The organism is Ramlibacter tataouinensis (assembly GCF_027941915.1).
In the GTDB taxonomy this organism is placed as follows: Bacteria; Pseudomonadota; Gammaproteobacteria; order Burkholderiales; family Burkholderiaceae_C; genus Ramlibacter; species Ramlibacter tataouinensis_C.
In genome coordinates this window covers 2,710,697-2,734,441 of the sequence record NZ_CP116009.1, presented here as the reverse complement: position 1 = coordinate 2,734,441, position 23,745 = coordinate 2,710,697, and the positions used below count along the sequence as shown (strand labels likewise).

At 72.9% G+C, this 23,745-nt stretch carries 22 protein-coding genes; 11 read left to right on the top strand and 11 right to left on the bottom strand.

Annotated elements, in window-relative coordinates:
* Window positions 1–29: 29 nt before the first annotated feature.
* A complete protein-coding gene (locus PE066_RS12975) occupies window positions 30–1,166 on the bottom strand; it encodes a PilT/PilU family type 4a pilus ATPase (protein WP_271232956.1) in 1,137 nt (378 codons plus the stop codon).
* 45 nt (window positions 1,167–1,211) lie between these two features.
* Window positions 1,212–2,255, bottom strand: coding sequence for a type IV pilus twitching motility protein PilT (locus PE066_RS12970; protein ID WP_271232955.1), 1,044 nt, complete (start codon window positions 2,253–2,255; stop codon window positions 1,212–1,214).
* 48 nt (window positions 2,256–2,303) lie between these two features.
* Between PE066_RS12970 and PE066_RS12965 the strand changes: the two genes are divergently transcribed.
* Window positions 2,304–2,996 (top strand): YggS family pyridoxal phosphate-dependent enzyme, encoded by a 693-nt coding sequence (locus PE066_RS12965; RefSeq protein WP_271232954.1) that lies wholly within the window; start codon window positions 2,304–2,306, stop codon window positions 2,994–2,996.
* 104 nt (window positions 2,997–3,100) lie between these two features.
* Here PE066_RS12965 and PE066_RS12960 read toward each other — a convergent pair whose 3' ends face one another.
* The 3 genes from PE066_RS12960 to PE066_RS12950 form a co-directional block, all read right to left on the bottom strand.
* Window positions 3,101–3,649, bottom strand: coding sequence for a DUF3617 domain-containing protein (locus PE066_RS12960; protein ID WP_271232953.1), 549 nt, complete (start codon window positions 3,647–3,649; stop codon window positions 3,101–3,103).
* 52 nt (window positions 3,650–3,701) lie between these two features.
* Window positions 3,702–5,195 (bottom strand): glycerol kinase GlpK, encoded by a 1,494-nt coding sequence (gene glpK, locus PE066_RS12955; protein WP_271232952.1) that lies wholly within the window; start codon window positions 5,193–5,195, stop codon window positions 3,702–3,704.
* 609 nt (window positions 5,196–5,804) lie between these two features.
* A complete protein-coding gene (locus PE066_RS12950) occupies window positions 5,805–8,231 on the bottom strand; it encodes a hybrid sensor histidine kinase/response regulator (RefSeq protein WP_271232951.1) in 2,427 nt (808 codons plus the stop codon).
* Window positions 8,232–8,368: 137 nt separating this feature from the next.
* Here PE066_RS12950 and PE066_RS12945 point away from each other — a divergent pair, with 137 nt between their 5' ends.
* Window positions 8,369–8,737 (top strand): hypothetical protein, encoded by a 369-nt coding sequence (locus PE066_RS12945; RefSeq protein ID WP_271232950.1) that lies wholly within the window; start codon window positions 8,369–8,371, stop codon window positions 8,735–8,737.
* 33 nt (window positions 8,738–8,770) lie between these two features.
* Here the strand turns inward: PE066_RS12945 and PE066_RS12940 are convergent, their stop codons facing one another.
* Genes PE066_RS12940 through PE066_RS12930 form a run of 3 tightly spaced genes read right to left on the bottom strand, consistent with a single transcriptional unit; the run spans window position 8,771 to window position 12,204 of the window.
* Window positions 8,771–10,228: a hypothetical protein gene (locus PE066_RS12940; RefSeq protein WP_271232949.1), complete on the bottom strand. Its 1,458-nt coding sequence runs from the start codon at window positions 10,226–10,228 to the stop codon at window positions 8,771–8,773.
* Between the two features lies 1 nt (window position 10,229).
* Window positions 10,230–11,519 (bottom strand): SPFH domain-containing protein, encoded by a 1,290-nt coding sequence (locus PE066_RS12935; RefSeq protein WP_271232948.1) that lies wholly within the window; start codon window positions 11,517–11,519, stop codon window positions 10,230–10,232.
* Between the two features lie 22 nt (window positions 11,520–11,541).
* Window positions 11,542–12,204 carry a hypothetical protein gene (locus PE066_RS12930; protein ID WP_271232947.1) on the bottom strand — a complete coding sequence of 221 codons (663 nt, stop codon included), beginning with the start codon at window positions 12,202–12,204 and terminating at the stop codon, window positions 11,542–11,544.
* A gap of 143 nt (window positions 12,205–12,347) precedes the next feature.
* Here PE066_RS12930 and PE066_RS12925 point away from each other — a divergent pair, with 143 nt between their 5' ends.
* The gene (locus PE066_RS12925; RefSeq protein WP_271232946.1) at window positions 12,348–13,067 is read left to right on the top strand and encodes a response regulator transcription factor; all 720 of its coding nucleotides are present in this window, start codon (window positions 12,348–12,350) and stop codon (window positions 13,065–13,067) included.
* Window positions 13,064–15,166, top strand: coding sequence for a sensor histidine kinase (locus PE066_RS12920; protein ID WP_271232945.1), 2,103 nt, complete (start codon window positions 13,064–13,066; stop codon window positions 15,164–15,166). Before PE066_RS12925 ends, PE066_RS12920 begins: the two co-directional genes overlap by 4 nt.
* Window positions 15,167–15,173: 7 nt before the next feature.
* Here the strand turns inward: PE066_RS12920 and PE066_RS12915 are convergent, their stop codons facing one another.
* Both PE066_RS12915 and rocF read right to left on the bottom strand, forming a co-directional pair.
* On the bottom strand, window positions 15,174–15,452 hold the full coding sequence (locus tag PE066_RS12915; RefSeq protein WP_271232944.1) for a hypothetical protein: 279 nt from the start codon (window positions 15,450–15,452) through the stop codon (window positions 15,174–15,176).
* A gap of 105 nt (window positions 15,453–15,557) precedes the next feature.
* Window positions 15,558–16,475, bottom strand: a complete 918-nt coding sequence (rocF, locus tag PE066_RS12910; protein WP_271232943.1) for an arginase — start codon at window positions 16,473–16,475, stop codon at window positions 15,558–15,560.
* A 392-nt stretch (window positions 16,476–16,867) separates the two neighbouring features.
* Between rocF and PE066_RS12905 the strand changes: the two genes are divergently transcribed.
* The 4 genes from PE066_RS12905 to PE066_RS12890 all read left to right on the top strand — a co-directional run bounded on the left by PE066_RS12905 (window position 16,868) and on the right by PE066_RS12890 (window position 19,832).
* Complete coding sequence (locus PE066_RS12905) at window positions 16,868–17,599, top strand: TerC family protein (protein ID WP_271232942.1); 732 nt, start codon at window positions 16,868–16,870, stop codon at window positions 17,597–17,599.
* 259 nt (window positions 17,600–17,858) lie between these two features.
* Window positions 17,859–18,284: an Hsp20/alpha crystallin family protein gene (locus PE066_RS12900; RefSeq protein ID WP_271232941.1), complete on the top strand. Its 426-nt coding sequence runs from the start codon at window positions 17,859–17,861 to the stop codon at window positions 18,282–18,284.
* A gap of 67 nt (window positions 18,285–18,351) precedes the next feature.
* A complete protein-coding gene (locus PE066_RS12895) occupies window positions 18,352–19,290 on the top strand; it encodes a 1-phosphofructokinase family hexose kinase (protein ID WP_271232940.1) in 939 nt (312 codons plus the stop codon).
* Between the two features lie 92 nt (window positions 19,291–19,382).
* A complete protein-coding gene (locus tag PE066_RS12890) occupies window positions 19,383–19,832 on the top strand; it encodes a universal stress protein (RefSeq protein WP_271232939.1) in 450 nt (149 codons plus the stop codon).
* Between the two features lie 15 nt (window positions 19,833–19,847).
* On the opposite strand, the gene PE066_RS12885 is transcribed toward PE066_RS12890, so the two are convergent.
* On the bottom strand, window positions 19,848–20,159 hold the full coding sequence (locus PE066_RS12885; RefSeq protein ID WP_271232938.1) for a hypothetical protein: 312 nt from the start codon (window positions 20,157–20,159) through the stop codon (window positions 19,848–19,850).
* 239 nt (window positions 20,160–20,398) lie between these two features.
* Between PE066_RS12885 and PE066_RS12880 the strand changes: the two genes are divergently transcribed.
* The 3 genes from PE066_RS12880 to PE066_RS12870 all read left to right on the top strand — a co-directional run bounded on the left by PE066_RS12880 (window position 20,399) and on the right by PE066_RS12870 (window position 23,564).
* Complete coding sequence (locus PE066_RS12880; RefSeq protein ID WP_271232937.1) at window positions 20,399–21,595, top strand: esterase/lipase family protein; 1,197 nt, start codon at window positions 20,399–20,401, stop codon at window positions 21,593–21,595.
* A 92-nt stretch (window positions 21,596–21,687) separates the two neighbouring features.
* Complete coding sequence (locus PE066_RS12875) at window positions 21,688–21,990, top strand: hypothetical protein (protein WP_271232936.1); 303 nt, start codon at window positions 21,688–21,690, stop codon at window positions 21,988–21,990.
* Between the two features lie 47 nt (window positions 21,991–22,037).
* Window positions 22,038–23,564 (top strand): MFS transporter, encoded by a 1,527-nt coding sequence (locus PE066_RS12870; protein ID WP_271232935.1) that lies wholly within the window; start codon window positions 22,038–22,040, stop codon window positions 23,562–23,564.
* The last annotated feature ends 181 nt before the right edge of the window (window positions 23,565–23,745 follow it).

The window sequence follows — 23,745 nt, the reverse complement described above, 5'->3', positions numbered from 1 at the left end:
AACTTCTGAATCGCGCAGCGATTCAGAAGTTAAACAATCGCCAGGTGTTCCGTGCCCGAGGACAGGTCCTGGGTCTTGGCGCGCTGCGAGTTGAGCTTGATCTGCAGCCGCAGGTCGTTGACCGAGTCGGCGTTGCGCAGCGCGTCCTCGTACGAAATGATGTTGTTCTCGTAGGCGTCGAACAGGGCCTGGTCGAAGGTCTGCATGCCCAGGTTGCGGCTCTTCTTCATGATCTCCTTGATCTCGGAGACCTCGCCCTTGAAGATCAGGTCGGAGATCAGCGGCGTGTTGAGCATGATCTCCACCGCCGCGTGCCGGCCCTTGCCGTCCTGCTTGGGCACCAGCCGCTGCGACACCATGGCCTTGAGGTTGAGCGACAGGTCCATCAGCAGCTGGGCGCGGCGCTCCTCGGGGAAGAAGTTGATCACCCGGTCGAGCGCCTGGTTGGCGCTGTTGGCGTGCAGTGTGGCCATGCACAGGTGGCCGGTCTCGGCGAAGGCGATGGCATGCTCCATCGTCTCGCGGTCGCGGATCTCGCCCATCAGGATGACGTCCGGTGCCTGGCGCAGCGTGTTCTTCAGCGCCGCTTCCCAGCTGTCGGTGTCCAGCCCGACCTCGCGCTGCGTGACCACGCAGTTCTTGTGCGGGTGCACGAATTCCACCGGGTCCTCGATGGTGATGATGTGGCCCCAGGAGTTCTCGTTGCGCCAGTCGATCATCGCCGCCAGCGTGGTCGACTTGCCCGAGCCGGTGGCGCCCACCAGGATGCACAGGCCGCGCTTGGCCATCGTCACTTCCTTGAGCACCTGCGGCACGCCCAGCTTGTCGATGGTCGGCAGGCTCTGCGGAATCACCCGCAGCACCATGCCGACCTTGCCCTGCTGCACGAAGGCGTTGACCCGGAAGCGCCCGATGCCCGGCGGCGAGATGGCGAAGTTGCACTCCTTGGTGCGCTCGAACTCCGACGCCTGCTTGTCGTTCATGATCGAGCGCGCCAGCGCCAGCGTGTGCTGGCCGGTCAGCGGCTGCGGCGACACCTTGGTGACCTTGCCGTCCACCTTGATGGCGGGCGGGAAGTCGCCGGTGATGAACAGGTCGCTGCCGTTGCGGCTGATCATCAGCTTGAGCAGGTCGTTGATGAATTTGCTGGCCTGGTCGCGTTCCATGGTCTGCGCGCTCCTTCGTCGCTCTCGGGGCAGGGCTGCGAGTGGCTAGCCGGGGAAATTCTCGGGAATCTTCGCCTTCGACCGCGCTTCGGCCGGCGAGATCACGTTGCGCTTGACCAGGTCCGACAGGTTCTGGTCCAGCGTCTGCATGCCGAAGCTGTTGCCGGTCTGGATGGCCGAGTACATCTGCGCGACCTTGGCCTCGCGGATCAGGTTGCGGATGGCCGAGGTGCCCAGCATGATCTCGTGCGCCGCCACCCGGCCCGAGCCGTCCTTGGTCTTGCACAGGGTCTGCGAGATCACCGCCTGCAGCGACTCCGACAGCATGGCGCGCACCATTTCCTTCTCTTCGGCCGGGAACACGTCGATGACCCGGTCGATGGTCTTGGCGGCACTCGAGGTGTGCAGGGTGCCGAACACCAGGTGGCCGGTCTCGGCCGCCGTCATGGCCAGCCGGATCGTCTCGAGGTCGCGCATTTCGCCCACCAGGATGGCGTCCGGGTCCTCGCGCAGCGCCGACTTCAGCGCCGCGGCGAACGACAGCGTCATCGGCCCGACCTCGCGCTGGTTGATCAGGCACTTCTTGGATTCGTGCACGAACTCGATCGGGTCTTCCACCGTCAGGATGTGTCCGTACTCGGTCTCGTTCAGGTAGTTGACCATCGCCGCCAGCGTGGTCGACTTGCCCGAGCCGGTGGGGCCGGTGACCAGCACCAGCCCGCGCGGCTTGAGCGCCAGGTCGCCGAAGATCTTGGGCGCGTTCAGCTGCTCCAGCGTCAGGATCTTGGACGGGATGGTCCGGAACACGGCGGCGGCGCCGCGGTTCTGGTTGAAGGCGTTGACCCGGAAGCGCGCCAGCCCCTCGATCTCGAACGAGAAGTCGCACTCGAGGAATTCCTCGTACTGCTTGCGCTGGGTGTCGTTCATGATGTCGTACACCATGGCGTGCACCTGCTTGTGGTCCAGCGCGTCGACGTTGATGCGGCGCACGTCGCCGTGCACGCGGATCATGGGTGGCAGGCCGGCCGACAGGTGCAGGTCCGAAGCCTTGTTCTTCACGCTGAATGCCAGCAGCTGGGTAATATCCACCGGGTCCCTCTTGACGTCTTGTCTTCGAATAAAAAGCGCCGGTTGATTATGACGACGATTCGTAACAACCTCCAGGCCGTCCGGGCGCGCATCGCCGCCGCGTGCGCCGCGGCGCAGCGACCAGTGAACGATGTCACGCTGCTGGCGGTGTCCAAGACCTTTGGTCCCGATGCCGTGCGCGAAGCCCACGCCGGCGGCCAGCTGGCCTTCGGCGAGAACTACATCCAGGAGGCCGTGGAGAAGATGGCGCTGCTGGCCGACCTGCCGCTGCAGTGGCACTGCATCGGTCCGATCCAGAGCAACAAGACGCGGCTGGTTGCGCAGCACTTCGACTGGGCCCACACGGTGGATCGCCTGAAGATCGCCCAGCGCCTGTCGGACCAGCGGCCCGAGGGCAAGCCGCCGCTGTCGGTGTGCATCCAGGTCAACATCGACGGCGGCGCCGCCAAGTCGGGCGTGCCCCCAAACGAGGTGGCCGGCCTGGCGCGCGAAGTGGCGCGCTTGCCGGCCTTGCGGCTGCGCGGGCTGATGACGATTCCCGAACCGGCGCCGGACTTCGAGGCGCAGCGCGAGGTCCATGCGCGCGCCGCGGCGCTGCTGCGCCAGCTGCAGGCCGAGGGCCTGGCGCTGGACACGCTGTCGATGGGCATGAGCGCCGACCTGGAAGCGGCCATTGCCGCCGGCAGCACGATGGTGCGGGTGGGCACCGCCATCTTCGGCGGGCGGCCGCGCGCGGGATGACCCGGGCATCCGCGCGCATTCTGGGAGCCCCGCTTTCGCGGGGTTGACTGGCGCCGCGCTGCGCAGACGCGGGGATGACCCGCGTCGCGCTGCGCGCTTGCGGGTCACTTGCCTTTGGGGGCCACCACCGGCTTGACGTTGCCGCAGTCGGCCGACAGCCACTTGCCGGACGATTCCATGTTCGTGGTCTCGGTCTTGCCGCGCTCCGTGCTGGTGATGGTGGTCCTGGCGGTGTAGGCCTCGTTGCCCTTCATCGTGATCTGGCTTTCGCCGCGCGAGGGCGGGTTGGTGCAGGTGAACACCACCTTCGTGGTGTTGCCGCTGCGCTGCTGCTGCGTGGTGCGGCAGTCGCCCTGCGGGCCCGCCACGTCGTTGCGCTCGACCATCTCGCGGGTCATGCACATGCGCACGCCCTTGCCGCTCATCTGCACGCCCTGGCGCGCCATCATGGCTTCCATCTGCTTGCGCTGCTCGGGCGGCATCGAGGCCATCTGCTCGCGCATCTCCTTCATGGCTTCGTCGAGCTCGGGGTTGCCCTGGAAGCGCTGCTCGATCTCCCACAGGCCCGGCTTGAGGGTGGACTGGGCGGCGGCGGGCGCCAGCGCCCCGGCGGCCGTCAGTGCGAAGGCGAAGGCCAGCGGCAGTTTCTTCATGGGTTGCTCTCCTCGTGTGTGACAGGCGCCGATTGTGGCGGCCGCCGGCCGCTCAGGCCAGCGTGGCCTGGCGCACCGCGTGCTCCCAGCGCGCCATGGCCTCGAGCGCGCGCTCGCGCGGCAGCACCGGCGTGAAGCGGCGCTCCACGCGCCACTGCGCCTGCAGTTCGTCGGTGCCGGCGTACACGCCGGCCGACAGGCCGGCCAGGTAGGCAGCCCCCAGGGCAGTGGTCTCGGTGACCGCCGGCCGCACCACCGGGATGCCCAGCAGGTCGGCCTGGAACTGCATCAGCAGGTCGTTGACGCAGGCGCCGCCGTCGACCCGCAGCTCGGCCACCGGCGCCGCCCCCGCCGCCTGCGCATCGCGCGCCATCGCCTGCAGCAGCGCCGCGCTCTGGTAGGCGATGCTCTCCAGCGCGGCGCGGGCGATGTGGGCCAGCGTGGTGCCGCGCGTCAGGCCGGTGAGGGTGCCGCGCGCGTCGGGCTTCCAGTAGGGCGCGCCCAGGCCGGTGAAGGCCGGCACCAGCATCACGCCGCCGGCATCGGGCACGCTCTCGGCCAGCGCCTGCACCTGGGCGCTGCTCTCGATCGCCCTGAGGCCGTCGCGCAGCCACTGCACCACGGCGCCGCCGACGAAGACGCTGCCCTCCATCGCGTACTGCGGCCGGGCCGAGGTTTGCGCGGCGCTGGTGGTCAGCAGGCCGTTGGCCGAGCGCTGGAAGCGCCCGCCGGTGTGCATCAGCAGGAAGCAGCCGGTGCCGTAGGTGTTCTTGGCCAAACCCTCGGAGAAGCAGGCCTGGCCGAACAGGGCGCTCTGCTGGTCGCCGGCGACGCCGCCGATGCGCACCGGCGCGCCCAGCAGCGCCTCCACCGTGCGGCCGTAGTCGGCGCTGGACGGCAGCACCTGCGGCATCAGCGAGGCCGGCACCTGCAGCAGCTCCAGCAGCTCCTCGTCCCAGCGGTTGCGGTGCACGTCGAACAGCATCGTGCGCGAGGCGTTGGTCACGTCGGTGGCGTGCAGGGCGCCGCCGGTGAGCTGCCACAGCAGCCAGCTGTCGATGGTGCCGAAGGCCAGCTCGCCCTGGTCGGCCAGGGCGCGGGCGCCGGGCACGTGGTTCAGCAGCCAGCGGATCTTGGTGCCGGAGAAGTACGAGTCGATCAGCAGCCCGGTGCGCTGCTGGATGCGCTCGGCATGGCCCTGCTCGCGCAGCTGGGCGCACAGCGGCTCGCCGCGCCGGTCCTGCCAGACGATGGCGTGGTGGATCGGCTGGCCGGTCCGGCGGTTCCACACAACCGCCGTCTCGCGCTGGTTGGTGATGCCCAGCGCCGCCACGTCCTTGGCCGCGATCCCCGCCTGGGCCAGCGCCTCCTGCGCGGTGGCCAGCTGGCCGTGCCAGATCGCCATCGGGTCGTGCTCCACCCAGCCGGGCTGCGGGTAGATCTGCGGCAGCTCGCGCTGGGCCATGGCGACGATGGCGCCGGCGGCGTCGAAGACGATGCTGCGGGAGCTGGAGGTGCCCTGGTCGAGCGCAAGCAGGTAGGTCATCCGGCGATGCTAGCCGCAGCGCGGACCGGCGGCCAGGCAGCAGGGCCACGCCGCGGCGCTGCACATCCCAGGCGCCGGCTGCTGCCGCCCTTGGCACGGCTCGATGCCCGCTCCGATGTGGCCGGGACCTGCAAACCCATTGCGCCAATCGATGGCGGATCGAAACAAGCCGCGTCCCGCATCCCGCATCCCGCATCCCGCATCCCGCATCCGCAACCTGTCGCCACCAATGATGCGAGACCGGCTCGCTTCCGGCCGGGGCGCGACGCCAGCATCCGCCATTCACTCCGGGAGACGCGCACGGACTGCGGGGTCACGACGATTGCGCCGCCGGTCCGCTCGTTCGCGCTCGCCGGCCTGTCGAACGGGGACTGGGTCATCGCCTGGAGCGCCCCCGCCGTCCCGGCGCTGGTGCCTCCGGCGTGTGGGCGCAGCCCCTGGGGCCGGTGCTGGTTCCGCTGGAAGCGCGCTGGCAGGTGCTCGGATCCGGATGGGCGGCCCCCGCACGGCCCCGCAAGCCGGTGCCGCGCCGATCGACTTCGCGGTGGCGGGCGGACCGGATGGCCACTACGTCGCCGCCTGCTAGGCCGCCGTGGCGGCCGGCGCGGCTCAGCTCTTGCGCCGCGCCGCCAGTTCCTCGATCAGCCCGTCGATGCGCGCCACGTTGAGCGGCTTGGTCAGGTGGGCATCGAAGCCGGCTTCCATCGAATGCCGGATATCGGTCTCCTGCGCCCAGCCGGTGGCCGCGATCAGGATCATGTCGCGCCCCCAGGGCGACCGGCGCAGCCGCCGGGCGACCTCGTGGCCGCTGAGGTCGGGCATGCCGATGTCCAGCAGCGCGATCGCCGGCCGCTCCTGCTCGGCCACCTGCAGCGCCTCGCCGCCGCTGCGCGCCAGCACGGCGCGATAGCCCGACAGCTCCAGCAGCTTGGCCAGCCCCCACGCCGCGTCGCCGTTGTCGTCGGCCACCAGGATCAGCTCGCCCTCGGCGGCAACGGCCGGCTCGGGCGCCTGCTGCGGCGGCGGTTCGCCGGCAACGGCGCCGCGCGCCGATTCGGGCAGCAGCGGCAGCCCGACGCGCACCTGGCAGCCCTGCCCCAGCCCGGCCGAGCTGGCCATGATCCAGCCGCCGTGCAGCTCGACGATGTTGCGGGCCAGGGCCAGGCCGACCCCCAGCCCGGCATTGGAGCGGTCCAGCGCACCTTCGCCCTGCGAGAACAGGTCGAACATGCGCTCGATCTGCGAAGGCTCCATGCCGATGCCGTTGTCCGACACCTCGATCACCACCTCGTCGTGGAAGACCGTGGCCGACACCTCGATGCGGCCGCTCTCGGGCGTGTACTTGGCGGCATTGGTGACCAGGTTGGACACCACCTGGGCCAGCCGCATCGGGTCGCCATCGACTTGCACCGCCGGCGGCGGCAGCCGCACCAGCAACTCGTGGGAGGCGGCCTGCACCAGCGGCCGGGTGGCCTCCAGCGCGGTCTGGATCACCGAGGCCACCGCCACCGGCTGCCGCTCCAGGCTCAGCCGCCCCAGCGTCAGCCGCGAGACATCGAGCAGCTCGTCCAGCAGCGCCTTCATGGCGTGCGCCTGGCGCTGCACCACCTCGGCCGCCTTGTGCCGGGCCGACTCGGGCAGGCGCGGCATCAGCAGCAGCTCGGAGGCGCTGGCGATCGAGGCCAGCGGGTTGCGCAGTTCGTGCGAGAGCACGGCCAGGAAGCGGTCCTTGTTGGCGTCGGCCGTCTCCAGCGCGCTGCGCGCCTGCTGGGTCTCCTCCAGCGCCTGGCGCAGCTCGGCCTCGCGCTCCTGCAACGCCTGCCGCGCGCGCATGGCATCGCTGATGTCGCGCGCGATCGCGGTGCCGCCGACCACCTGGCCGTCGGCGCCGCGGATCGGCGACACCCGCACCGAGATCTGCGCCTCGCCGCCGTCCTTGCGCCGCCGCACCGCCTCGTACTGGATCGCCTCGCCCCGGCGCAGCTGCCGCATGTTCTCGTGGTAGTCGGCCTCGCGGCCCGGCGCCAGCAGGAACAGGGGCCGGCCGATCACCTCCGCCGCCGGGTAGCCATAGATGCGCTCGGCGCCGGCGTTCCAGCTCAGGATGGTGAAGTCGGTCGAGAAGCTGATGATGGCGTCGGTCGAGGCATTGACCACCGTGGACAGCCAGCGCCGTGTCTCGTCGGCCTGCTTGCGCTCGGTGACATCGGTGAACGACAGCACCACCCCGGCCAGGTCGTCGCCGGTGGCGCGGTAGGGCAGCAGCCGCGCCAGGAAGCGGCGCCCGGCGCGGTCGCCGACTTCGCGCTCGACCGGCTGCAGCTCCTGCAGCACGCGTTCGAGATCGGCGGCCAGCTCCGGGTACGCCAGCGGCGTGGCCAGGTCGGTCAGCCGGCGCCCGGCGTCGGCCGGCAGCAGGCTGAACAGCTGGGTCGCGGCGCGCGTGTAGCGCCGCACGCCCAGCCCGGGATCGAGGAACACGGTGGGAATGCCGGTGGCCTCCAGCAGCTCGAGCAGGCCGCGGGTGGCGTGCTCCAGCTCGGCCAGGCACGCATCGGCCGCCGGCGCTGCGGCGGGGGGGCCCGTCTCGAACAGCACCAGCAGCAGGCCGGGGCCCAGGTCGGCCGCCGGCACCACCCGCACCGCCAGTGACAGGCGCTCGCCGCCGCTGCCTAGCTCGACCGGCGCCGATCGCACTTCGGCGGCCGACCGCCCGGCTTGCTGCAGGGCCGCCGCCAGGCTCGGGCGCAAGGCCGGATCGACCAGCGCCAGCAACCGTCGCGACGGCTCCCCGCCGCGCAGTTGCAGGAAACGGCCGGCTTGCGGCGACAGGTGCAAAACCTCGTGGTCGGCGTCGACCAGGGCCGACGGCGGGCCGAGCCGGTCCAGCAGCTTCAGGTGCAGCTCGGCCAGTGCGGCGCGCTGGCCGGGGATGTGCCCGGCACCGGCCAGCGGCCCTCCTGTGCGCTCGGCGGGACGGTGGGATGGAGGGCCGGCGGACGGCTCCTCCGCTGGGTCGGGCTGCGCAACTTGCATGCTCGGTGCCCCGGGCTGGAGGCTGCGGACGGGAGTGCAAACGATTATGCGCCGCGTCCGACAGCGGGCGCGCCCTGCCGACTACGCGACAGCAGCAACGGCGCCGCCAAACTGGTTCCGGACCACAGGAGAACCCCATGGCCTACAGCAGCATCCTGGGCGCCGACCCGGCGCCCGCCCAGCCCGCCGGGCGCGGCAGCGACGCCCTCGGCCCGAGCGACAACTCCGACAGCGGCAGCGACGCGATCGGCACGCCCGAGGTCCATGCCGACTCCGACGGCCCCGGCACCGGCGAGCGCGCCGGCGTCTTCGGCGGCGATTTCGAGGAAGGCGCCGACATCGCGCCCGACCGCGTGGTGCGCATGGGCGCCGGCGACCAGGACGAGACGCTCGGCGAGGACGTGGACAGCGGCCCCGGTTCCGGCAACGGCTTCCCGGAAGCCGATCCCGACAGCCAGGAGTTCACCGACCTCGACGCCGATCGCGAGCCGGAAGCCGACGACTGAAAACGCGGCCGTATCGGCTTGTCGGTGCCCGGCTCAGCGCAGGCTGACCGTCAGCCGCTTCCAGGCCGGGTCGGCCCAGCGCTGGAACGGACCCAGCCCAGCCGCATCCGTCGATTGCCGCTGCACCGCCAGGCTGTCGAGCGACAGCACCTCGTAGCGGCGCCGGTACTGGCCATCGCCGCGCGCCTCGCGCGCCACCAGCACCTGCTGTCCGCCCGGCACCCAGCCGGCGAACTCGGCGTAGCCCAGCGCCGGCGACACCGCATGGGGCGGCAGCACATCGACCGCCCAGCCGGCCCGCGAGCGGCGGAACAGCCACAGCTCGCGCCAGCCCGCCAGCGGCTGCACCGCCAGCGCCAGCGCGTTGCCTTCGCGGTTGAGCGAGGCCGATGAGGGCCAGGCCACGCCCCAGGTGCAGCGGCGCGCCAGCGGGTTCGCCGCATCGTGGCGCGCATCGACCAGCAGCACGCAGGTCTCCCCCGGCTGGCCGGCAACGGCGATCACCGACGGGCGCGACGAGGGCGTGGCTGCCGCCGGCGGCGCCACCGCCGCCCAGCGCGAGGCATTGACCCGCATCACCGCATCGTTCCACGCCGCCGCATCGGCTTCCGGCAGCTCGGCCGGCTGCACCGAGCCCAGTTCCGCCAAGGCGCGCCGGCCCGCCGCCTGCGGCGGCTGGCTCAGGCGGGCCAGCTCCCAGGCCAGCGTGCTCCAGACCTCGGCGCGACGCATCGCGACACGGTTCTTCAAGTACGCGGGCAGGCCCGCCGCCTCGACCCGATCGAGCACCTGCGCGCGCCACTGGTTGGCCTGGTGCAGCTGCAACGGCGGCAGGTCCGGGTCGAGGCAATCGGCATTCGTCAGCGCCAGTGCGGCGTGGGCCTGCTGCGCCGGCTGCGCGCCCAGGACCAGCACGCGCCGGAACGCCTCGCCGTCGTAGCACACGCGCATGCGGCCGTCGCGCTCGTGGCTGGCGAAGCGCACGCCGTAGTGCCGTGCGACCTCCAGGTCGGCGGCGACGCCGGCCTGCGCACCGCGGCTCAGGTGTGCACCGGACGAGGCGCGCTGCGCCAGCCGCTCGGCCAGCGTACCCAGCGCATCCAGCACCTCGACACCGGCCGCCCCGCGCACCGCCTCGGCCGGCGCGGCCTGCAGCCAGGCGCCGGCCAGGCCGATGCCCAGCGCCTCGTCGCCCGGCGTCTCGCGCACGAAGCGCAGCACCGCGAGCAGCTCCGGCGCGTCCTCCGGCGCACCGGACAGCCGCCGCAGCTGGCTGGCGCGCACGAAGCCGCCGCGCTCGCGCCGGTGGTCCCAGACCTGCAGGTGGTCCAGCCGCTCGCCGCGCACCTCCAGCAGCTCGCCGCGGCGCAGGCTGGCCTGCTGCTGCGCCGACTCGCGCGGTGCGGCGCGCAGCACCGCCGCCTCGCCGGTGACGATGGCGGTGCCCAGGCCGGCGGCCGCGGCGGCGGTGAGCAGCATCCCCGCCGGCATCTCAGTCACCCTCCTGCGCTTCGCGCGCGGCCGCCTGCTGCAGACCGGGCGCCGCGCCGGAGCCGCCCCCCAGCAGGTTGGCGCCGATGAAGCCGCCGGCGGCACCAGGCGGGGCGATGATCACCTGCACCTTGTCCGACAGCTTGTCGGCCAGCGTCTTCTGGATCAGCAGGGGGTGGCGCGACAGCAGCGTGCCTTCGCGCGCCATCTGCTCGGCGCTGGCCTGGCCCAGCCGGTCGAGCCGGAAGGCCTCCGCTTCCGCCAACTGCCGGCGCGCGTCGGCCTCGCCGCCGGCCTCGATGCGGCGCGCCTGGGCACTGCCCTCGGCCACCTTGAGGCGGGCCTGCTTCTCGGCCTCGGCCTCCAGCCGGCGCTGCTCGATCTGGCGCTCCTTGAACGGCAGCACGTGCCGCATGGCCTCCTCCTGCGCGCGCGCCGCAATCACCTGCTCGCGCGCCGCCGCCTCGGCCCGCACCTCGCGCCGGACCTTGTCGGCCGTGGCCTCCAGTTCGGTCTCCCTGACCCGCTTGTCCTTCAGCTCCAGCGTGTAGCGCATCTTCTGCGTGGCCAGTTCCTCGGCCAGCAGCGACTCCATGCCGCGCTTGTAGTCGGCCGGCAGGTCGACCTTGCCGACCAGCACGCTGCGCAGCAGCACCGCATCGGCCGCCAGCCGCGGGCCCAGCTCCGCTTCGATCGCGGCCTGGATCTCGGCCCGCTGGGTGGCGAAGATCTCGCGCACCGTGTAGCGGGCGAACACCTTGTAGACCACGTTCTGCACCGCCGGCTCGACGATCTCCGCGTCCAGGTCGGTCGGCAACTCGCGCAGCCGCGCCACGCCGGCCGGATCGACCGCGTAGCGCACGGTCAGGTCGATGCCGACCGACAGGCCTTCGACCGACTGCACCGGCGCCGGCCCCGACGCCAGCGCCAGCTGGTCCGGCCGCCAGGTGCGGTCGCGCAGCGACACCACCCGCATCCGGTGCAGGCCGGGCACGACCAGCACCAGCCCGTCGCGCCACTGCGTGACCTGGCCGGTGAACTGGTTGACGCGCAGCCCGACCTCGCCGCGCGGCACCGGCTGCAGCGGCGGATGGAAGGCGAGCCAGCAGCCGGCGGCCACCGCGCCGGCCAGCACCAGCAGCACCGGCAGCAGCCGGGCGAAGCGGCCCAGCGTGGCCTCGGCGCCGAAGGGAGCAGGCGCGGCTTCGCCGGCGGGGCCGGCACGGCGCCACCGGACGCGCGAGAGTGCGGCACGCAAGGCGGCCCACAGGGACTCGAGGCGGTCGTTCATGGCGTTCCTCCAGAAACGGGTGTCAGCAGCCGTCGTGCGCCGCGGCCCACAGCTGCGCGCTCGGCAGATTGACGCCCGGCCGCGCGGTACCCGAGAGCAGCAGGTAGGTCTGGTCGTCCACGTCGACGACGAAGTCGGGCCGCCCGTCGCCATCCAGGTCGACGATCGAGCGGATCGCGGTCGGGTCGCCCGGGCGCCCGAGCCGGTACAGGTGCTCGGCGCCGTCATAGCGGATGGCGTAGTTCAGCGACCCGTTGCCGTCCTCGACCGTGAAGCCGAAGGGCGTGCGGCCGAACATCAGCTGGTACTCGCGGTCGAGCGCCGGCTGCGCCACCGGCGCCGCCATGCGGTACAGCGCACGCGCGCCGGTCTGCAGGCGCAGGCCGGGGATGCGCACGTACCAGCCGCGGTCCTCGTCTTCGTCCGCAACGGTGGCCAGCTGGGGGTCGGCGACTTGCACTTCGATCGCCTGGTCGCCCAGGGCCAGCCGGTACCAGCCGTCGCGCGGCCAATGGCTCGCGGCCGCACCGGCCACCTCGCTGTGCCAGAGCCCGGCATCGAGCAGGTAGCCCTCTTCCTGGACGCCGGCGGCCCAGGTGGAGGCGGCGATCACCGCGGCGGCGGCCACGGCCAGCAACTGGCCGAGTGCGCGCCGCGCGCGGAACGGGACGGGGGTGGCGTGCATCGCGTTTCTCCTTGGTGGTGGTGCGATGCGGCCATTCTTCGAAGCGGCCCCGGAGTGAACAAGGCGGGCGGCGGGCGGCTTGCTTCACGGCCCGGAAGAAACCTTCACGCGCGCCGCGCGGGCCGCCGCCCATAATCGGCCGCATGGCCCGCATCGCCGTCATCGAGGACGACCCGCCCACCAGCGGGCAGCTCGCCGGCTGGATCCGCGCCGCGCACCCGGCGGCGCAGATCGAGCAGTTCTTCAGCCGCGACGAGGCCGAGGCCGCGCTGGCGCGCCAGGCCTGGGACGTGGTGGTGCTGGACATCGAGCTGGGGCGCGAGCGCCACGCCGGCGTCGCCCTGATCAACGCGATCAACAAGCAGGGCCGCGGCACGCCGGTGCTGGTGGTGTCGGCCATGCCGGCAGCGATCTACCGCAGCATCATGAAGGCGCTGGACGCCTGGGACTACCTGCAGAAGACCACCTTCGAAGAGGCCGACTTCGTCGAGACCTTCCTGGAGATCCTGCGGGTGGCGCGCGAGCGCCGTGCGCAGCAGCCGGCGCCGGCACAACCGGCCGCCGCCGAACTGTCGCTCGATCCGCTGTGGCAGCGCACCCCGACCTGGCGCGGCGAGCGCATCAACCTGCCGCTGACGGCCCAGCGCATCCTGGCCACCCTGTACCAGCGGCGCGGCCAGGTGGTGGGCTACGACGAGCTGTTCGAGGTGGTCAAGAGCGGGCGCAACCGCGACAACGTGCGCAAGCACGTCAGCACCATCCGCGACGCCTTCCGCGAGGTCGATCCCGCCTTCGAGGGCATCGAGAACGTGCCCATGCGGGGCTTCCGCTGGGTCGATGCCGCCACCGCGCGCCGGCCATGAAGCGGCCGGCGCCCGCCCCGTCCGCGCGCGACAAGCCGCGGCTGGGGCTGGCCGCCTTCACCCGCCGCATCCTGCTGCGCGGCGTGTTCCTGCTGCTGGTGGTCGCGACATTGGCGCTGGCGCTGGTGCTCCTGCAGGACGAGAAGGAGCGCAGCTACGCCAACTACCAGCGCGGCTTCCTGCGCACCCAGGCCGAACTGATGGCGCGCCTGCGGCATCCGGCCGGGCTGCTGGCGCTGCTCAACCCCGGCGCCAGCGGCGAGGGCGCCGGCGCCCTGCACCCGCTGCTGCTGCCCTATTCGGCGATCGACTTCGATGACCAGCACAAGGCGCAGCAGGCCGTGGAGATGGCCGGCTGCTCGGTGCGCTACCCCGACGGCAGCTCGGTCTGCGTGGCGATCGGCAGCGACCCGTACGCCGGCGGCTTCGTCTACCTGGTCGGGCGCTTGCGGGTCGGCGAGCTGGTGCCGCGCGAGCGCGGCATGCTGGACCTGGGCGCCGTGCACCGCGCCCACGTCAGCCTGTCCATGCGCGGCGAAACCTGGCGCTGGGTCGCGCCGTTCGAGCAGCTGGGCAGCCCGCGCTCGCCGTTGGTGCGCGGCCGCCTGACCGGCTTCGTCGACAGTGGCGCGCCGACCCTGCCGTCGGCGGCGCGGCCGGTGCGCGATTTCCGCGGCTGGCTGTGGCAGGCCGGCGCCTGCGCCGAGGGCGACCCGCAGCCGGGCTGCCTGCGCGATGCCTTCTTCTCGATCCGGCTGCCGGTCGAGGCCTTCAGCGAGGCCCTGTTCGGCGATCGCCGGCCGGTCTGGCCGCCGCCCGACCTGGACCGCATCGACGTGCGCATGCAGGTGCTCGGGCCGGGCTCGGACCGGCCGCTGTTCGACACCGCGGCACCGGGCGCCTCGCCGCCGCCCTCGCTGCAGGACCTGCGCAAGGCGCTGCTGCCCGGCGAGACGCTCAGCATCCGCAAGCTGGGCGCGAAGAACCCGCAGCCGCTGGTGCTGCAGGGCCGCGACGAGTCGCCCGAGCCGAGCTCACCGCTGATCACGCGGCTGGTGCGGCAGCTGCCGGTCAAGGGCATGACCGGGCGCTCGGAGGCGCGCGAGGTGCTGGCCACGCCGGCCGGCCGCTACGAGGTGCTGCTCACCGGCGACGCGCGCGGCATCGAGCGCGGGCTGAGCGCGGTGGCCACCCGCATGTCCTGGTACGTGGCCGCCATGCTGGGCGCCATCGTGCTGGCCTGGCTGGTGATCGAGCTGGGGCTGATCCGGCGCATCACGGTGCTGACGCGGCGCGCGGCAGCGGTGTCGCGCGACGTGCAGCAGGACGCGCACGGCGGCGAGCGCATCGGCCGGCTCGACGTGTCGGACCTGCGCGGGCGCGACGAGCTGGGCATCCTGGCCGGCGGGCTGGCCGACCTGCTGCAGCGCGTGAAGGACGACGTGCAGCGCGAGCAGCTGCGCGCCCGCCAGGAGCGCGACATGCTGCAGGCGGTCGGCCACGAGATCCTGTCGCCGCTGCAGTCGCTGATGGTGCTGCACGCGGGCGAAGACGACCCGGCGCGCCGCTATGTGCAGCGCATGCAGCACGCGGTGCAGGTGCTGTACGGACAGGCCTCGCCGAGCGAGGCGCTGGCCGCCGCCGACCTGGCGCTGGCGCCGCTCGACCTCGACGAGTTCCTGCGCCACGTGGCCGGCAACGCCGCCTTCGCCGGCATCGCCGGCGTCGAGTACCGCCCGCTCGGCCGCGCGGTGACGGTGCGCGCCGACGAGTTCTCGCTGGAAGACGTGCTCACCCACCTGCTGCGCAACGCCGACCGGCACCGCACGCCCGGCACGCCGATCGGGCTGCGCCTGTCGGCGGCCGACGGCCAGGCGCTGGTGCGCGTGCACAACCGGGGCCCGGCCATCGATCCGGCCCTGCTCGACAAGGTGTTCGACTACGGCGTCAGCGACGCCGCGCGCGAGGACACCGGCGGCCGCCGCGGCCAGGGCCTGTTCGTGGCGCGCACCTACCTGGCCAAGATGGGCGGGCGCATCCGCGCGGCCAACGAGGACGGCGGCGTGGCGCTGGAGATCACGCTGCCGCTGGCCGGCTGAGGCGGATTCAGCGGGAGCGCGGCGGTGGGCGGCGCGCTGCGGCGGCTTCGGCAGCGGGCGGCGCGGGCGGCGCGCCCATCGCCTGGGTCGGCTCGGCCGGGGTGGCGGCCGGCGGCGGCAAGGGGATCGCCGCCAGCGACGGGTCCGGCGCGCGCTTCCAGTCCAGGCTGGCGGCCAGCGCCAGGATCAGCAGCACGTTGGCCACGATCGCCACCGGCAGGCCGCGCAGGAGCAGCCGCCGCTCGGGCGGCGGGGCGAAGTCCTGCTGTTCCAGCTCGGGGTCCACGGGGGCGGTCTCCCTGCAACCCACCAGCCTAGCCGCGCAGCCGCCCAGCAGGGCGCGCCGATCACACTTTGCGGCCGACGTGACGCGGCCGAAACGGCTGCCGGCTCAGCGGACCAGCGTCGAGGCGCCGAACAGGCTGCGCACGAACTCCACCGCCAGTTCGGCGGTCCGGTTGCGCACGTCCAGCGCCGGGTTGATCTCCACCACGTCGAGCGAGCCGAGCCGGCCGGTGTCGGCGATCATTTCCATGCACAGCTGCATCTCGCGGTAGGTGGGGCCGCCGCGCACGCCGGTGCCCACGCCGGGCGCCTCCATCGGATCCAGGCAGTCGAGGTCGAAGCTCACGTGCAGGTGGGTGTCCTCGTGCACGTCGGCCAATACCTCGGCCATGGTGGTGCGCATGCCGTGCTCGTCCAGGTGGCGCATGTCGAACACCTGCAGGCCGAGCTGGCGGATCGCCTCCTTCTCGTCGGCATCGACGCTGCGGATGCCGATGAAGTCGAGCTGGCCGGGCGCCAGCGCGGCCGGCTCGCCGCTCCAGCCCACCAGCGGCGCCGGGCCGTGGCCCAGCAGGCAGGCCACCGGCATGCCGTGCAGGTTGCCGCTCGGGCTGATGGCTTCGGTGTTGACGTCGGTGTGGGCGTCCAGCCAGACCACCCGCAACTGCCGGCCATGGGCGCGGCAGTGCCGCGCCACCGCGCTGATCGAGCCGATCGCCAGCGAGTGGTCGCCACCCATCAGCAGCGGCACCTGTCCGCTGGCCAGGGCCTGCTCGACGGCGCCGTACACGCTCCAGTTCCAGGCCACCACCTCGTCCAGGTGGCGCGCCCCACCCTGCGCCGGCTGCCAGGGGTTGGGCGGGCCGGACAGGTTGCCGCGGTCGACCACCTCCAGCCGGTGCGCGCGCAGCGCTTCGGCCAGGCCAGCCACGCGCAGCGCGTCCGGGCCCATGCCGGCGCCGCGGACGCTGGCGCCGATGTCGGTGGGCGCGCCGATCAGGCAGACGGTGCGGGCCGAACTCATGCCGCGATTGTCGGTGGATCGCGCGGTCGCCGGGGCGCCCGCAGCGGCAGGCCGCTGGCGCAGCGCAAGCGGCGGAGCGGGTCGCCGGCGCACGCCTGCTGCAAGCCCCCTCGCCGACGCCGGGACATGCGGACGCTACGTATTCCGGCTGTGCAGCCTGCGTGTTCTAATCGCGGCCTGCGAAGGGGAGTAGCTCCCCGGCGCGCCGGCGATCCCGGCCGCGCCGATCGACGTGTCGTCAGTACGAAGCCGCTGCGCGGCTTCCGGCACGCCGGGCCGGACTCATCAAGCCGAGCAAGACCTTCGACGACGGCCTGGGTGCCGGACGTCGGCCTTGCGCCGGCGCCGTCGCCCCGGACACCCCGAAGTCAAGACCTGGAGCCCTTCTCACCATGGAATTCCTTTCGCCGGCCTGGTTCTCCGCGCTGCTGGCCATCATCCTCATCGACCTCGTGCTGGCGGGCGACAACGCCATCGTCATCGCGCTGGCCGCGCGCAACCTGCCCGAGCACCTGCGCAAGAAGGCCATCGTCTGGGGCACCGTCGGTGCCATCGCCGTGCGTTCGGTGATGACCATCGGCGTGGTCTGGCTGCTCAAGGTTCCGGGGCTGATGCTGGTCGGCGGCCTGGGCCTGCTGTGGATCGCCTACAAGCTGATCGCCCCGCACGAGGAATCGGACGAACACGGCGGGGCGGTCGCCTCCACTTTCTGGGGCGCGATGAAGACCATCGTGATCGCCGACGCCCTGATGGGCATCGACAACGTGCTGGGCGTGGCCGGTGCCGCCCACGGCTCGTTCGACCTGGTGGTCATCGGCCTGCTGGTGAGCATCCCGATCGTGGTGTTCGGCAGCACCATGGTGCTCAAGCTGGTGGACCGCTTCCCCATCATCATCCAGCTCGGCGCGGCCGTGCTGGCCTTCACGGCGGCCAAGATGATCGTCGGCGAGCAGTGGCTGGACGGCGTGTTCGACCCCCAGACCGTGCAGGCCACGGCCTCGCGCTGGGCCGTCTACGTGCTGGCCATCGTCGGCGTGCTGGGCGCCGGCTGGCTGGCCGCCCGCCGCCAGGCGCAGCGCACCCAGGCCGGGCAATCGAAGGAAGAAGGCGCACCCGCCTCCTGACCCCCGGGCGGCGCCCGCCGCCCCATCCGCGCCACACGAGGCGCCGGCGCGAACCGCCGGCGCCTTCTTCTTTTCGGGAACCCGACAGCGCGCGACGCGACCCGCTCCCGCCGGCGCCTCGATCGCGGGCGGTCCAGCCCGTCGTATGCCTTGGCCTACACGCGATGGCGTTGCGGCTGACTGGCACGCCGCGCCGGCCCTGGCGAGGATCGATAGTGCGGCGCTGGACGCCGCGCCACCCCGTGAGGAGAAACCGGCCATGAGCAACCTTCGCGTGCTGGACCCCGTGTTCAGCGATCCCTTCGATGCCGCCTTCCGCCGCTTCTTCGCGCCGACCCATGCGGACGACTCGCAGCCGCTGCGCATGCGCATCGACGTGAGCGAGAACGACCAGGGCTACCAGGTCACCGCCGACGTGCCCGGCGTGCGCAAGGAAGACATCCAGGTGCGGGTGGACGGCAACGTGGTGCGCATCGACGCCGAGTGCCGCAGCGAGAAGGAGACCAAGGGTGCTGGCGACAAGGTGCTGCGCAGCGAGCGCTACTACGGCACGATGTCGCGCAGCTTCAGCCTGGCCAGCGACATCGACGAGATCAAGGTGGAAGCCAAGTACGCCGACGGCGTGCTGAGCCTGCAGCTGCCCAAGAAGGCGCCGGCGGCGGCCCGCAAGATCACGGTCCAGTGATCCGCGGCCCGCATCGGGGCCTGCGCGCACCGCCGGGCGAGCCGGGTGCGTGGGTATAAACGGGCGCATGGCTGCGATCGTCACGCTCACCCTCAACCCGGCCCTGGACGTCTCCACCCGCACCGAGCGCGTGCTCGACGCTCACAAGCTGCGCTGCGAGCAGCCGCGCTTCGACCCGGGCGGCGGCGGCATCAACGTGGCGCGCGTGCTGCACCGCCTCGGCGCCGAGGTGGCGGCGGTGTTCCCCTGCGGCGGCTCCACCGGCGACCGCCTGCGCGAGCGGGTGCAGGCCGAGGGCGTGCCGGTGCACTGCGTGGGCATCGGCGGCGAGACGCGCGAGAGCTTCACGGTGAACGAAACCGCCACCGGGCGCGAGTACCGCTTCGTGCTGCCGGGCCCGGAGCTGGCCGAGAGCGAGTGGCGCGCCTGCCTCGATGCGCTCGGCGCCTTCGCGCCGGCGCCGCGCTGGATCATCGCCAGCGGCAGCCTGGCGCCGGGCGTGCCGCTGGCGTTCCAGCAGGCGCTGGCGGCGGCCGCGCAACGCCTGGGCAGCCGGCTGGTGGTGGACACCTCCGGGCCCGCGCTGGCGGCTGCGTTCGCCGCCGGGCTGTACCTGGCCAAGCCCAGCCTGTCCGAATTGCGCACCCTCACGGGCGAGCCGCTGGCCGTCGAGGCCGACTGGCTGCGCGCCGCCCGCCGGCTGATCGAGCAGGGCCGGGCCGAGATCATCGCCGTCTCGCTCGGGGCCAAGGGGGCCCTGCTGGTCACGCGCGATCAGTCCCTGCGCGCGCCCGGTCTGAGCGTCGACGTGGCCGGCACCGTGGGGGCCGGCGACAGCTTCCTGGCCGGGCTGGTGTCGGTGCTGGCGCGGGGGGGCGACCTGCCCGATGCGCTCGCCACCGCCATGGCCGCCGGCGCGGCCGCGCTGCTGGGCGGCGGCACCAGCCTGGCGCGGCCGCAAGACATCGACCGGCTGCGGGCGCAGGTGCAGGTGCGGCCGGTCTAGCGGGGCCGCCCCCGCCGTGCCGAGCACGCGCGGGCGATGCAAGCCCTGCCGCCAAGGCTATGCTTGGCGGCAAGCCACCTGCAGGAGGTCCCATGCCCAACTACCAACGCATCCTCGTTCCCGTCGATGGCAGCGCCACCGCGCTGCAGGCGATGGCCACGGCCATCGAATTCGCCCGCGCCTCGGGCGGCCGGATGCTGGCGGTCCATGCGGTCGAGGAGCTGGCCTTCGTCGCCGGCATGGACTATTCGGGCCAATTGCTGACGGTGGCGCGGGAAGCCGGCGCGAAGTCGCTGCAGGAGGCGGCCCAGCGCGCCCGCGACGCCGGCGTCGAGGTGGAGACCCGCCTGCTCGAACACACCGCCAACCGCCTGGGCGAATCGATCGCGCAGGCGGCGCAGGGGTGGAATGCCGACCTGATCGTGGTCGGCACCCATGGCCGGCGCGGCATGGGCCGGCTGCTGCTGGGCAGCGGCGCCGAGCAGATCATCCGGCTCGCGCCGGTGCCGGTGCTGGTGATCCGCGGCAGCGAGATCGACTGAGCCGGCCCGCCCCGCCTATTGCTTGCCGGTCGCGTTCGCCTGCCGTTCCTCGGCCGGCGGGGTGACCGTCACCTTGGGCACCTCGATGGTCTTCTTCTCGGCGTGCACATCGACGTCGGGAACCGTGACCTGCTTGCGCGTGGTGCCGACTTCGACGTCCGGCGTCTTCACGTTGTAGTTGGGCAGGTCGACCCGGCCCTCCTGGGTCTTGGTGACTTCGTACTTGGGCAGCGCCACATGGCCCTCGTCGGTCTTCTGCACGTCGCAGGCGGCCAGGCCCAGGGCGGCGGCGGCCGCGAGCGCGGCGGTCAGCGTGGTCTTGGACATGTCGAATCTCCCGATGGCATGGAAAGTGATGGAAAGCGGAGCGCGGCCGCAACCGCGGGTCCTGCAGCCATTCTGGACAGGCGCACCGCTGCCGGGCTGTAGGAACGCGGCGGCGCCGGCTGTGCGGTCCGGCCCTGGGCCAGGGCCCCGCAGGGCCACTGCATGTGTCACCCTCCTCCTACGAGGCGTCGGGAACGGCCCGCCTAGCATGGGCGGCGCACCGCCGAAGGGAGGACCCCATGCCCAGCCCCGCACCGACCGCCGATCCGCCATGGCCGCGCCACGCCGCCGCCGCCGTGCGCGACCTGCGCGGCGGCATGCGGCTGGTGATGGACGGCGTGGCGCTGGGCATCGATCGCATCGAGGCGGCGCACGACCGCCTGGCCCGGGTCCGGCCGGCGGTGCGCGGCGCGCGCATTGCGCAGCCGCGCACCGGCTGGGGCACGGTCATCTACCACGGCCTGCGCGGCACGGCCGGCCTCGCCGGCGGCGTGATCGACCTGGCGCTGGCCTCGTTGCAGGCTTCGCTGGCCGACCCGCGCCAGGAGCGGGATTCGGCCGGGCCGTCGCCGCGGCGCGAAGCGCTGCTGGCCGCGCTCAATGCCGTCGCCGGCGACCACCTGCAGCGCACCGACAACCCGCTGCTGATCCGCACCCGGCTGCAGCGCGCCGGCAGCCCGACGCCGCGCGTGCTGGTGCTGGTGCACGACCTGGGCCTGGATCCGCTGCACTGGCAGACCGACGACGGCCAGGACCACGGACAGGCGCTGGCCGCGGCCATCGATGCCACGCCGGTGCTGGCGCACTACAGCAGCGGGCGGCCGGTCGCGGCCGTCGGGCGCGAGCTGGCGTCCGAGTTGCAGGCGATGCTGTCGCAGTGGCCCGTCGCGCTGCAGGGCGTGGTGCTGGTGGGCCATGGCCTGGGCGGGTTGGTGCTGCGCAGCGCCCTGCACCAGGCCGGCCGCTGCGGCATGGCCTGGCCCGCGCGGGTGCGGCACGTGGTGTTCCTCGGCACGCCGCACGGCGGCGCCGCGCCGGGCCGGGTGCTGGCCTGGCTGGCCCGCATCGGCGCCGGCCGCGCCGCCGGCCTGCTGCCGCTGGCGCGCCTGCCCCGCCGACACAGCGCCGGCATCGACGACTTTCTCCATGGCCGCGTGCTGCCGGCCGATCCACGCGCCGGCGCGGCGCTGCCGCCCGACGCCGACGCCGGCCTGCCGCCCACCTTGCGCGCCCATGCGATCGCCGGTGCCGTCGGCGATGGGCTGAGCGACGGCCTGGTGCCGGTGGCGAGCGCGCTGGGCCGCGCCGGCGGCGCAGCCGGCGGCCCCCTGGCCCTGCCGGAGGAGCGCCGCTGGGTCGCCCGCGGCGTGGACCACATGGGCTTGCTGGCGAGCGATGCAGTCTTTCGCACGATGCGGCAGTGGCTGTCGGCCTGAGGGGCGCCGCTCGCACAGGGGGGTAGGCCGGTCGCTGACAGGCGCCTCGGCGGGCGCGCCGCACACTGGCCGCAACTTGTGGAGTGCGTGCGATGTCCTATCTTCCCCGAGCCCAGGAGCAGATGAACGGCGACCTGCTGGTGCCCGAAACGACCAAGCTTTTCCTGCACCGCGTGCTGCGCGACCTCAAGGCGCACCTCGAGCGCAGCGGTTCGCCCGAACCGGAGAGCACCGGAATGGCGGCCCTGGAGACGGCGCTCGGCCCCTGCCTGGAGCCGCTGCCAAGCGTGCGCGAGATGCTGGACCTGCCCGACCCGGAGACCGAGCGGCGCGGCCGCAACCTGCTGAAGGCATTGCACGGCGACGGCGCCGCCCGCCTGCACCGCAACCATTGATCGCCAGCCGCGGGCGCGGCGCGGGCGCAGGCCGGATGCGCTGACCGATGCTGCGCCCGGTCCCCCACGTCTCGGCCGAGCAGCTCGCCAGCGGCGAGCGCGCGCTGGTGCAGGACCTGGCCTGGGCCAGCCTGTGCGGCGCCTTCTCCGGCGGCGTGATCCTGGTCGCCTTCGCGCTCACGCTGGGCGCGACACCGCTGCAGATCGGCCTGCTGGCGGCCATTCCGTTCCTGGCCCAGGCGTCGCAGCTGCCGGCCACGCTGCTGATCGAGCGGGTGCGGCTGCGCCGGCGCATCGGCGTGCTGTCGGTGACGGCGGCGCGGCTGGTGATCCTGGCGACCGCCGTCCTGCCGTTCATCGGCGGCGGCTTCGCGCTGACGGCGCTGATCGGCGCGCAGGTGCTGATCGCCACCTTCAACGCGGTGGGCGGCTGCGCCATCAACTCCTGGCTGCACCAGCTCATCCCGCACGAGCGGCTGGGCCACTTCTTCTCGCGCCGCCTGTTCTTCGGCACGGCCCTGGCCTGCGTCGGCACGCTGATCGCCGGCAGGATGGTCGACGCGGCGCCGCGCGGCCAGCCGATGTACGCCTACGCCGCGGCCTTCGCCCTGGCCGGCCTGGCCGGCTTCGTCAGCTCCTGGCACCTGGGCCGCGCGCCCGAGCCGGCGATGTCGGCCGGCGCCCCGGCCGGGCGCGCGCTCGAGCGCTTGCGCCAGCCGTTCACGCATCCGAACTTCCGCCGGCTGCTGATCTTCCTGGCGGCGTGGACCATCGCCTCCAACTTCACCGCGCCGTTCCTGACCGTCTACCTGATCGAGCAGCTCGGCTACCCGGTGGGCACCGTCACCAGCCTGTGGGTCACCAGCCAGGTGAGCAACGCCCTCACGCTGTACCTCTGGGGGCGGCTGTCGGACCGGCTCTCCAACAAGGGCGTGCTGGCGGTGGCGCTGCCGGTGCACTTCGCCTGCGTGCTGGCGCTGGTGTTCGTCGATGCGGTGAGCGGTGCGCGCGGCCAGCTCGGGCTGCTGTACGTGCTGCATTTCGTGATGGGCATCGCCACCGGCGGCATCGCGCTGGCCACCGGCAACCTCGGCCTGAAGCTGGCGCCGCAGGGCGAGGGCACGGTGTACCTGGCCGCGATCGGCCTGGCCTCGGCGGTGGCCGGCGGCATCGCGCCGGTGCTGGCCGGCGCGCTGGCCCAGGCCTTCCAGACCAGCGAGCTGTCGGCCGTGGTGCGCTGGCAGTCGCCCGGCCACTGGAAGGAGATGGCGATCTTCAGCTTCGCCCACTGGGAGTTCCTGTTCGCGATCTCCGCCCTGCTGGGCCTGTACGTGATCCACGCGCTGTACCGCATCGAGGAAGGGCGCGAGGTGAGCGAGCGCCAGGTGGTGCAGGCCTTCGTGTTCGAGGCGCGCCGCTCGCTCAACAGCCTGTCGTCCGCCGCCTTCGAGGGCCTGTTCCCGTTCGAGCGCCTGAACGAGCGCCGCAAGTGGTGGCGCAGCGAGCGCCGCCGCCTGCGCGAGCCGCCGCGCTGGCCGGAGCAGCGGATCCTCGATCGCAGGCGAAGCGCGTGAGCGATGTCCCTCGAGGGTCCGCTGGCGGCACGCCTTTTCCCCGTCATCCCCGCGGAGGCGGGGATCCAATGCTTTCGCCTTCAGCGGGCGGGACACGCACAGAGCGCGTGACTTGAGGCCGTGCGGCGCGGCGGGCGGCGCCTGCCGCGGGAACCGCAGCACGTGTGCTACCACCTTCCAG

What these genes read in the sequence shown, in the direction of transcription:
- PE066_RS12975 (WP_271232956.1), bottom strand. Translation starts at nt 1,166, where the DNA reads ATGGAACGCGACCAGGCCAGCAAATTCATCAACGACCTGCTCAAGCTG.
- PE066_RS12965 (WP_271232954.1), top strand. Translation starts at nt 2,304, where the DNA reads ATGACGACGATTCGTAACAACCTCCAGGCCGTCCGGGCGCGCATCGCC.
- PE066_RS12960 (WP_271232953.1), bottom strand. Translation starts at nt 3,649, where the DNA reads ATGAAGAAACTGCCGCTGGCCTTCGCCTTCGCACTGACGGCCGCCGGG.
- glpK (WP_271232952.1), bottom strand. Translation starts at nt 5,195, where the DNA reads ATGACCTACCTGCTTGCGCTCGACCAGGGCACCTCCAGCTCCCGCAGC.
- PE066_RS12950 (WP_271232951.1), bottom strand. Translation starts at nt 8,231, where the DNA reads ATGCAAGTTGCGCAGCCCGACCCAGCGGAGGAGCCGTCCGCCGGCCCT.
- PE066_RS12945 (WP_271232950.1), top strand. Translation starts at nt 8,369, where the DNA reads ATGGCCTACAGCAGCATCCTGGGCGCCGACCCGGCGCCCGCCCAGCCC.
- PE066_RS12940 (WP_271232949.1), bottom strand. Translation starts at nt 10,228, where the DNA reads ATGCCGGCGGGGATGCTGCTCACCGCCGCCGCGGCCGCCGGCCTGGGC.
- PE066_RS12935 (WP_271232948.1), bottom strand. Translation starts at nt 11,519, where the DNA reads ATGAACGACCGCCTCGAGTCCCTGTGGGCCGCCTTGCGTGCCGCACTC.
- PE066_RS12930 (WP_271232947.1), bottom strand. Translation starts at nt 12,204, where the DNA reads ATGCACGCCACCCCCGTCCCGTTCCGCGCGCGGCGCGCACTCGGCCAG.
- PE066_RS12925 (WP_271232946.1), top strand. Translation starts at nt 12,348, where the DNA reads ATGGCCCGCATCGCCGTCATCGAGGACGACCCGCCCACCAGCGGGCAG.
- PE066_RS12920 (WP_271232945.1), top strand. Translation starts at nt 13,064, where the DNA reads ATGAAGCGGCCGGCGCCCGCCCCGTCCGCGCGCGACAAGCCGCGGCTG.
- rocF (WP_271232943.1), bottom strand. Translation starts at nt 16,475, where the DNA reads ATGAGTTCGGCCCGCACCGTCTGCCTGATCGGCGCGCCCACCGACATC.
- PE066_RS12905 (WP_271232942.1), top strand. Translation starts at nt 16,868, where the DNA reads ATGGAATTCCTTTCGCCGGCCTGGTTCTCCGCGCTGCTGGCCATCATC.
- PE066_RS12900 (WP_271232941.1), top strand. Translation starts at nt 17,859, where the DNA reads ATGAGCAACCTTCGCGTGCTGGACCCCGTGTTCAGCGATCCCTTCGAT.
- PE066_RS12895 (WP_271232940.1), top strand. Translation starts at nt 18,352, where the DNA reads ATGGCTGCGATCGTCACGCTCACCCTCAACCCGGCCCTGGACGTCTCC.
- PE066_RS12890 (WP_271232939.1), top strand. Translation starts at nt 19,383, where the DNA reads ATGCCCAACTACCAACGCATCCTCGTTCCCGTCGATGGCAGCGCCACC.
- PE066_RS12885 (WP_271232938.1), bottom strand. Translation starts at nt 20,159, where the DNA reads ATGTCCAAGACCACGCTGACCGCCGCGCTCGCGGCCGCCGCCGCCCTG.
- PE066_RS12880 (WP_271232937.1), top strand. Translation starts at nt 20,399, where the DNA reads ATGCCCAGCCCCGCACCGACCGCCGATCCGCCATGGCCGCGCCACGCC.
- PE066_RS12875 (WP_271232936.1), top strand. Translation starts at nt 21,688, where the DNA reads ATGTCCTATCTTCCCCGAGCCCAGGAGCAGATGAACGGCGACCTGCTG.
- PE066_RS12870 (WP_271232935.1), top strand. Translation starts at nt 22,038, where the DNA reads ATGCTGCGCCCGGTCCCCCACGTCTCGGCCGAGCAGCTCGCCAGCGGC.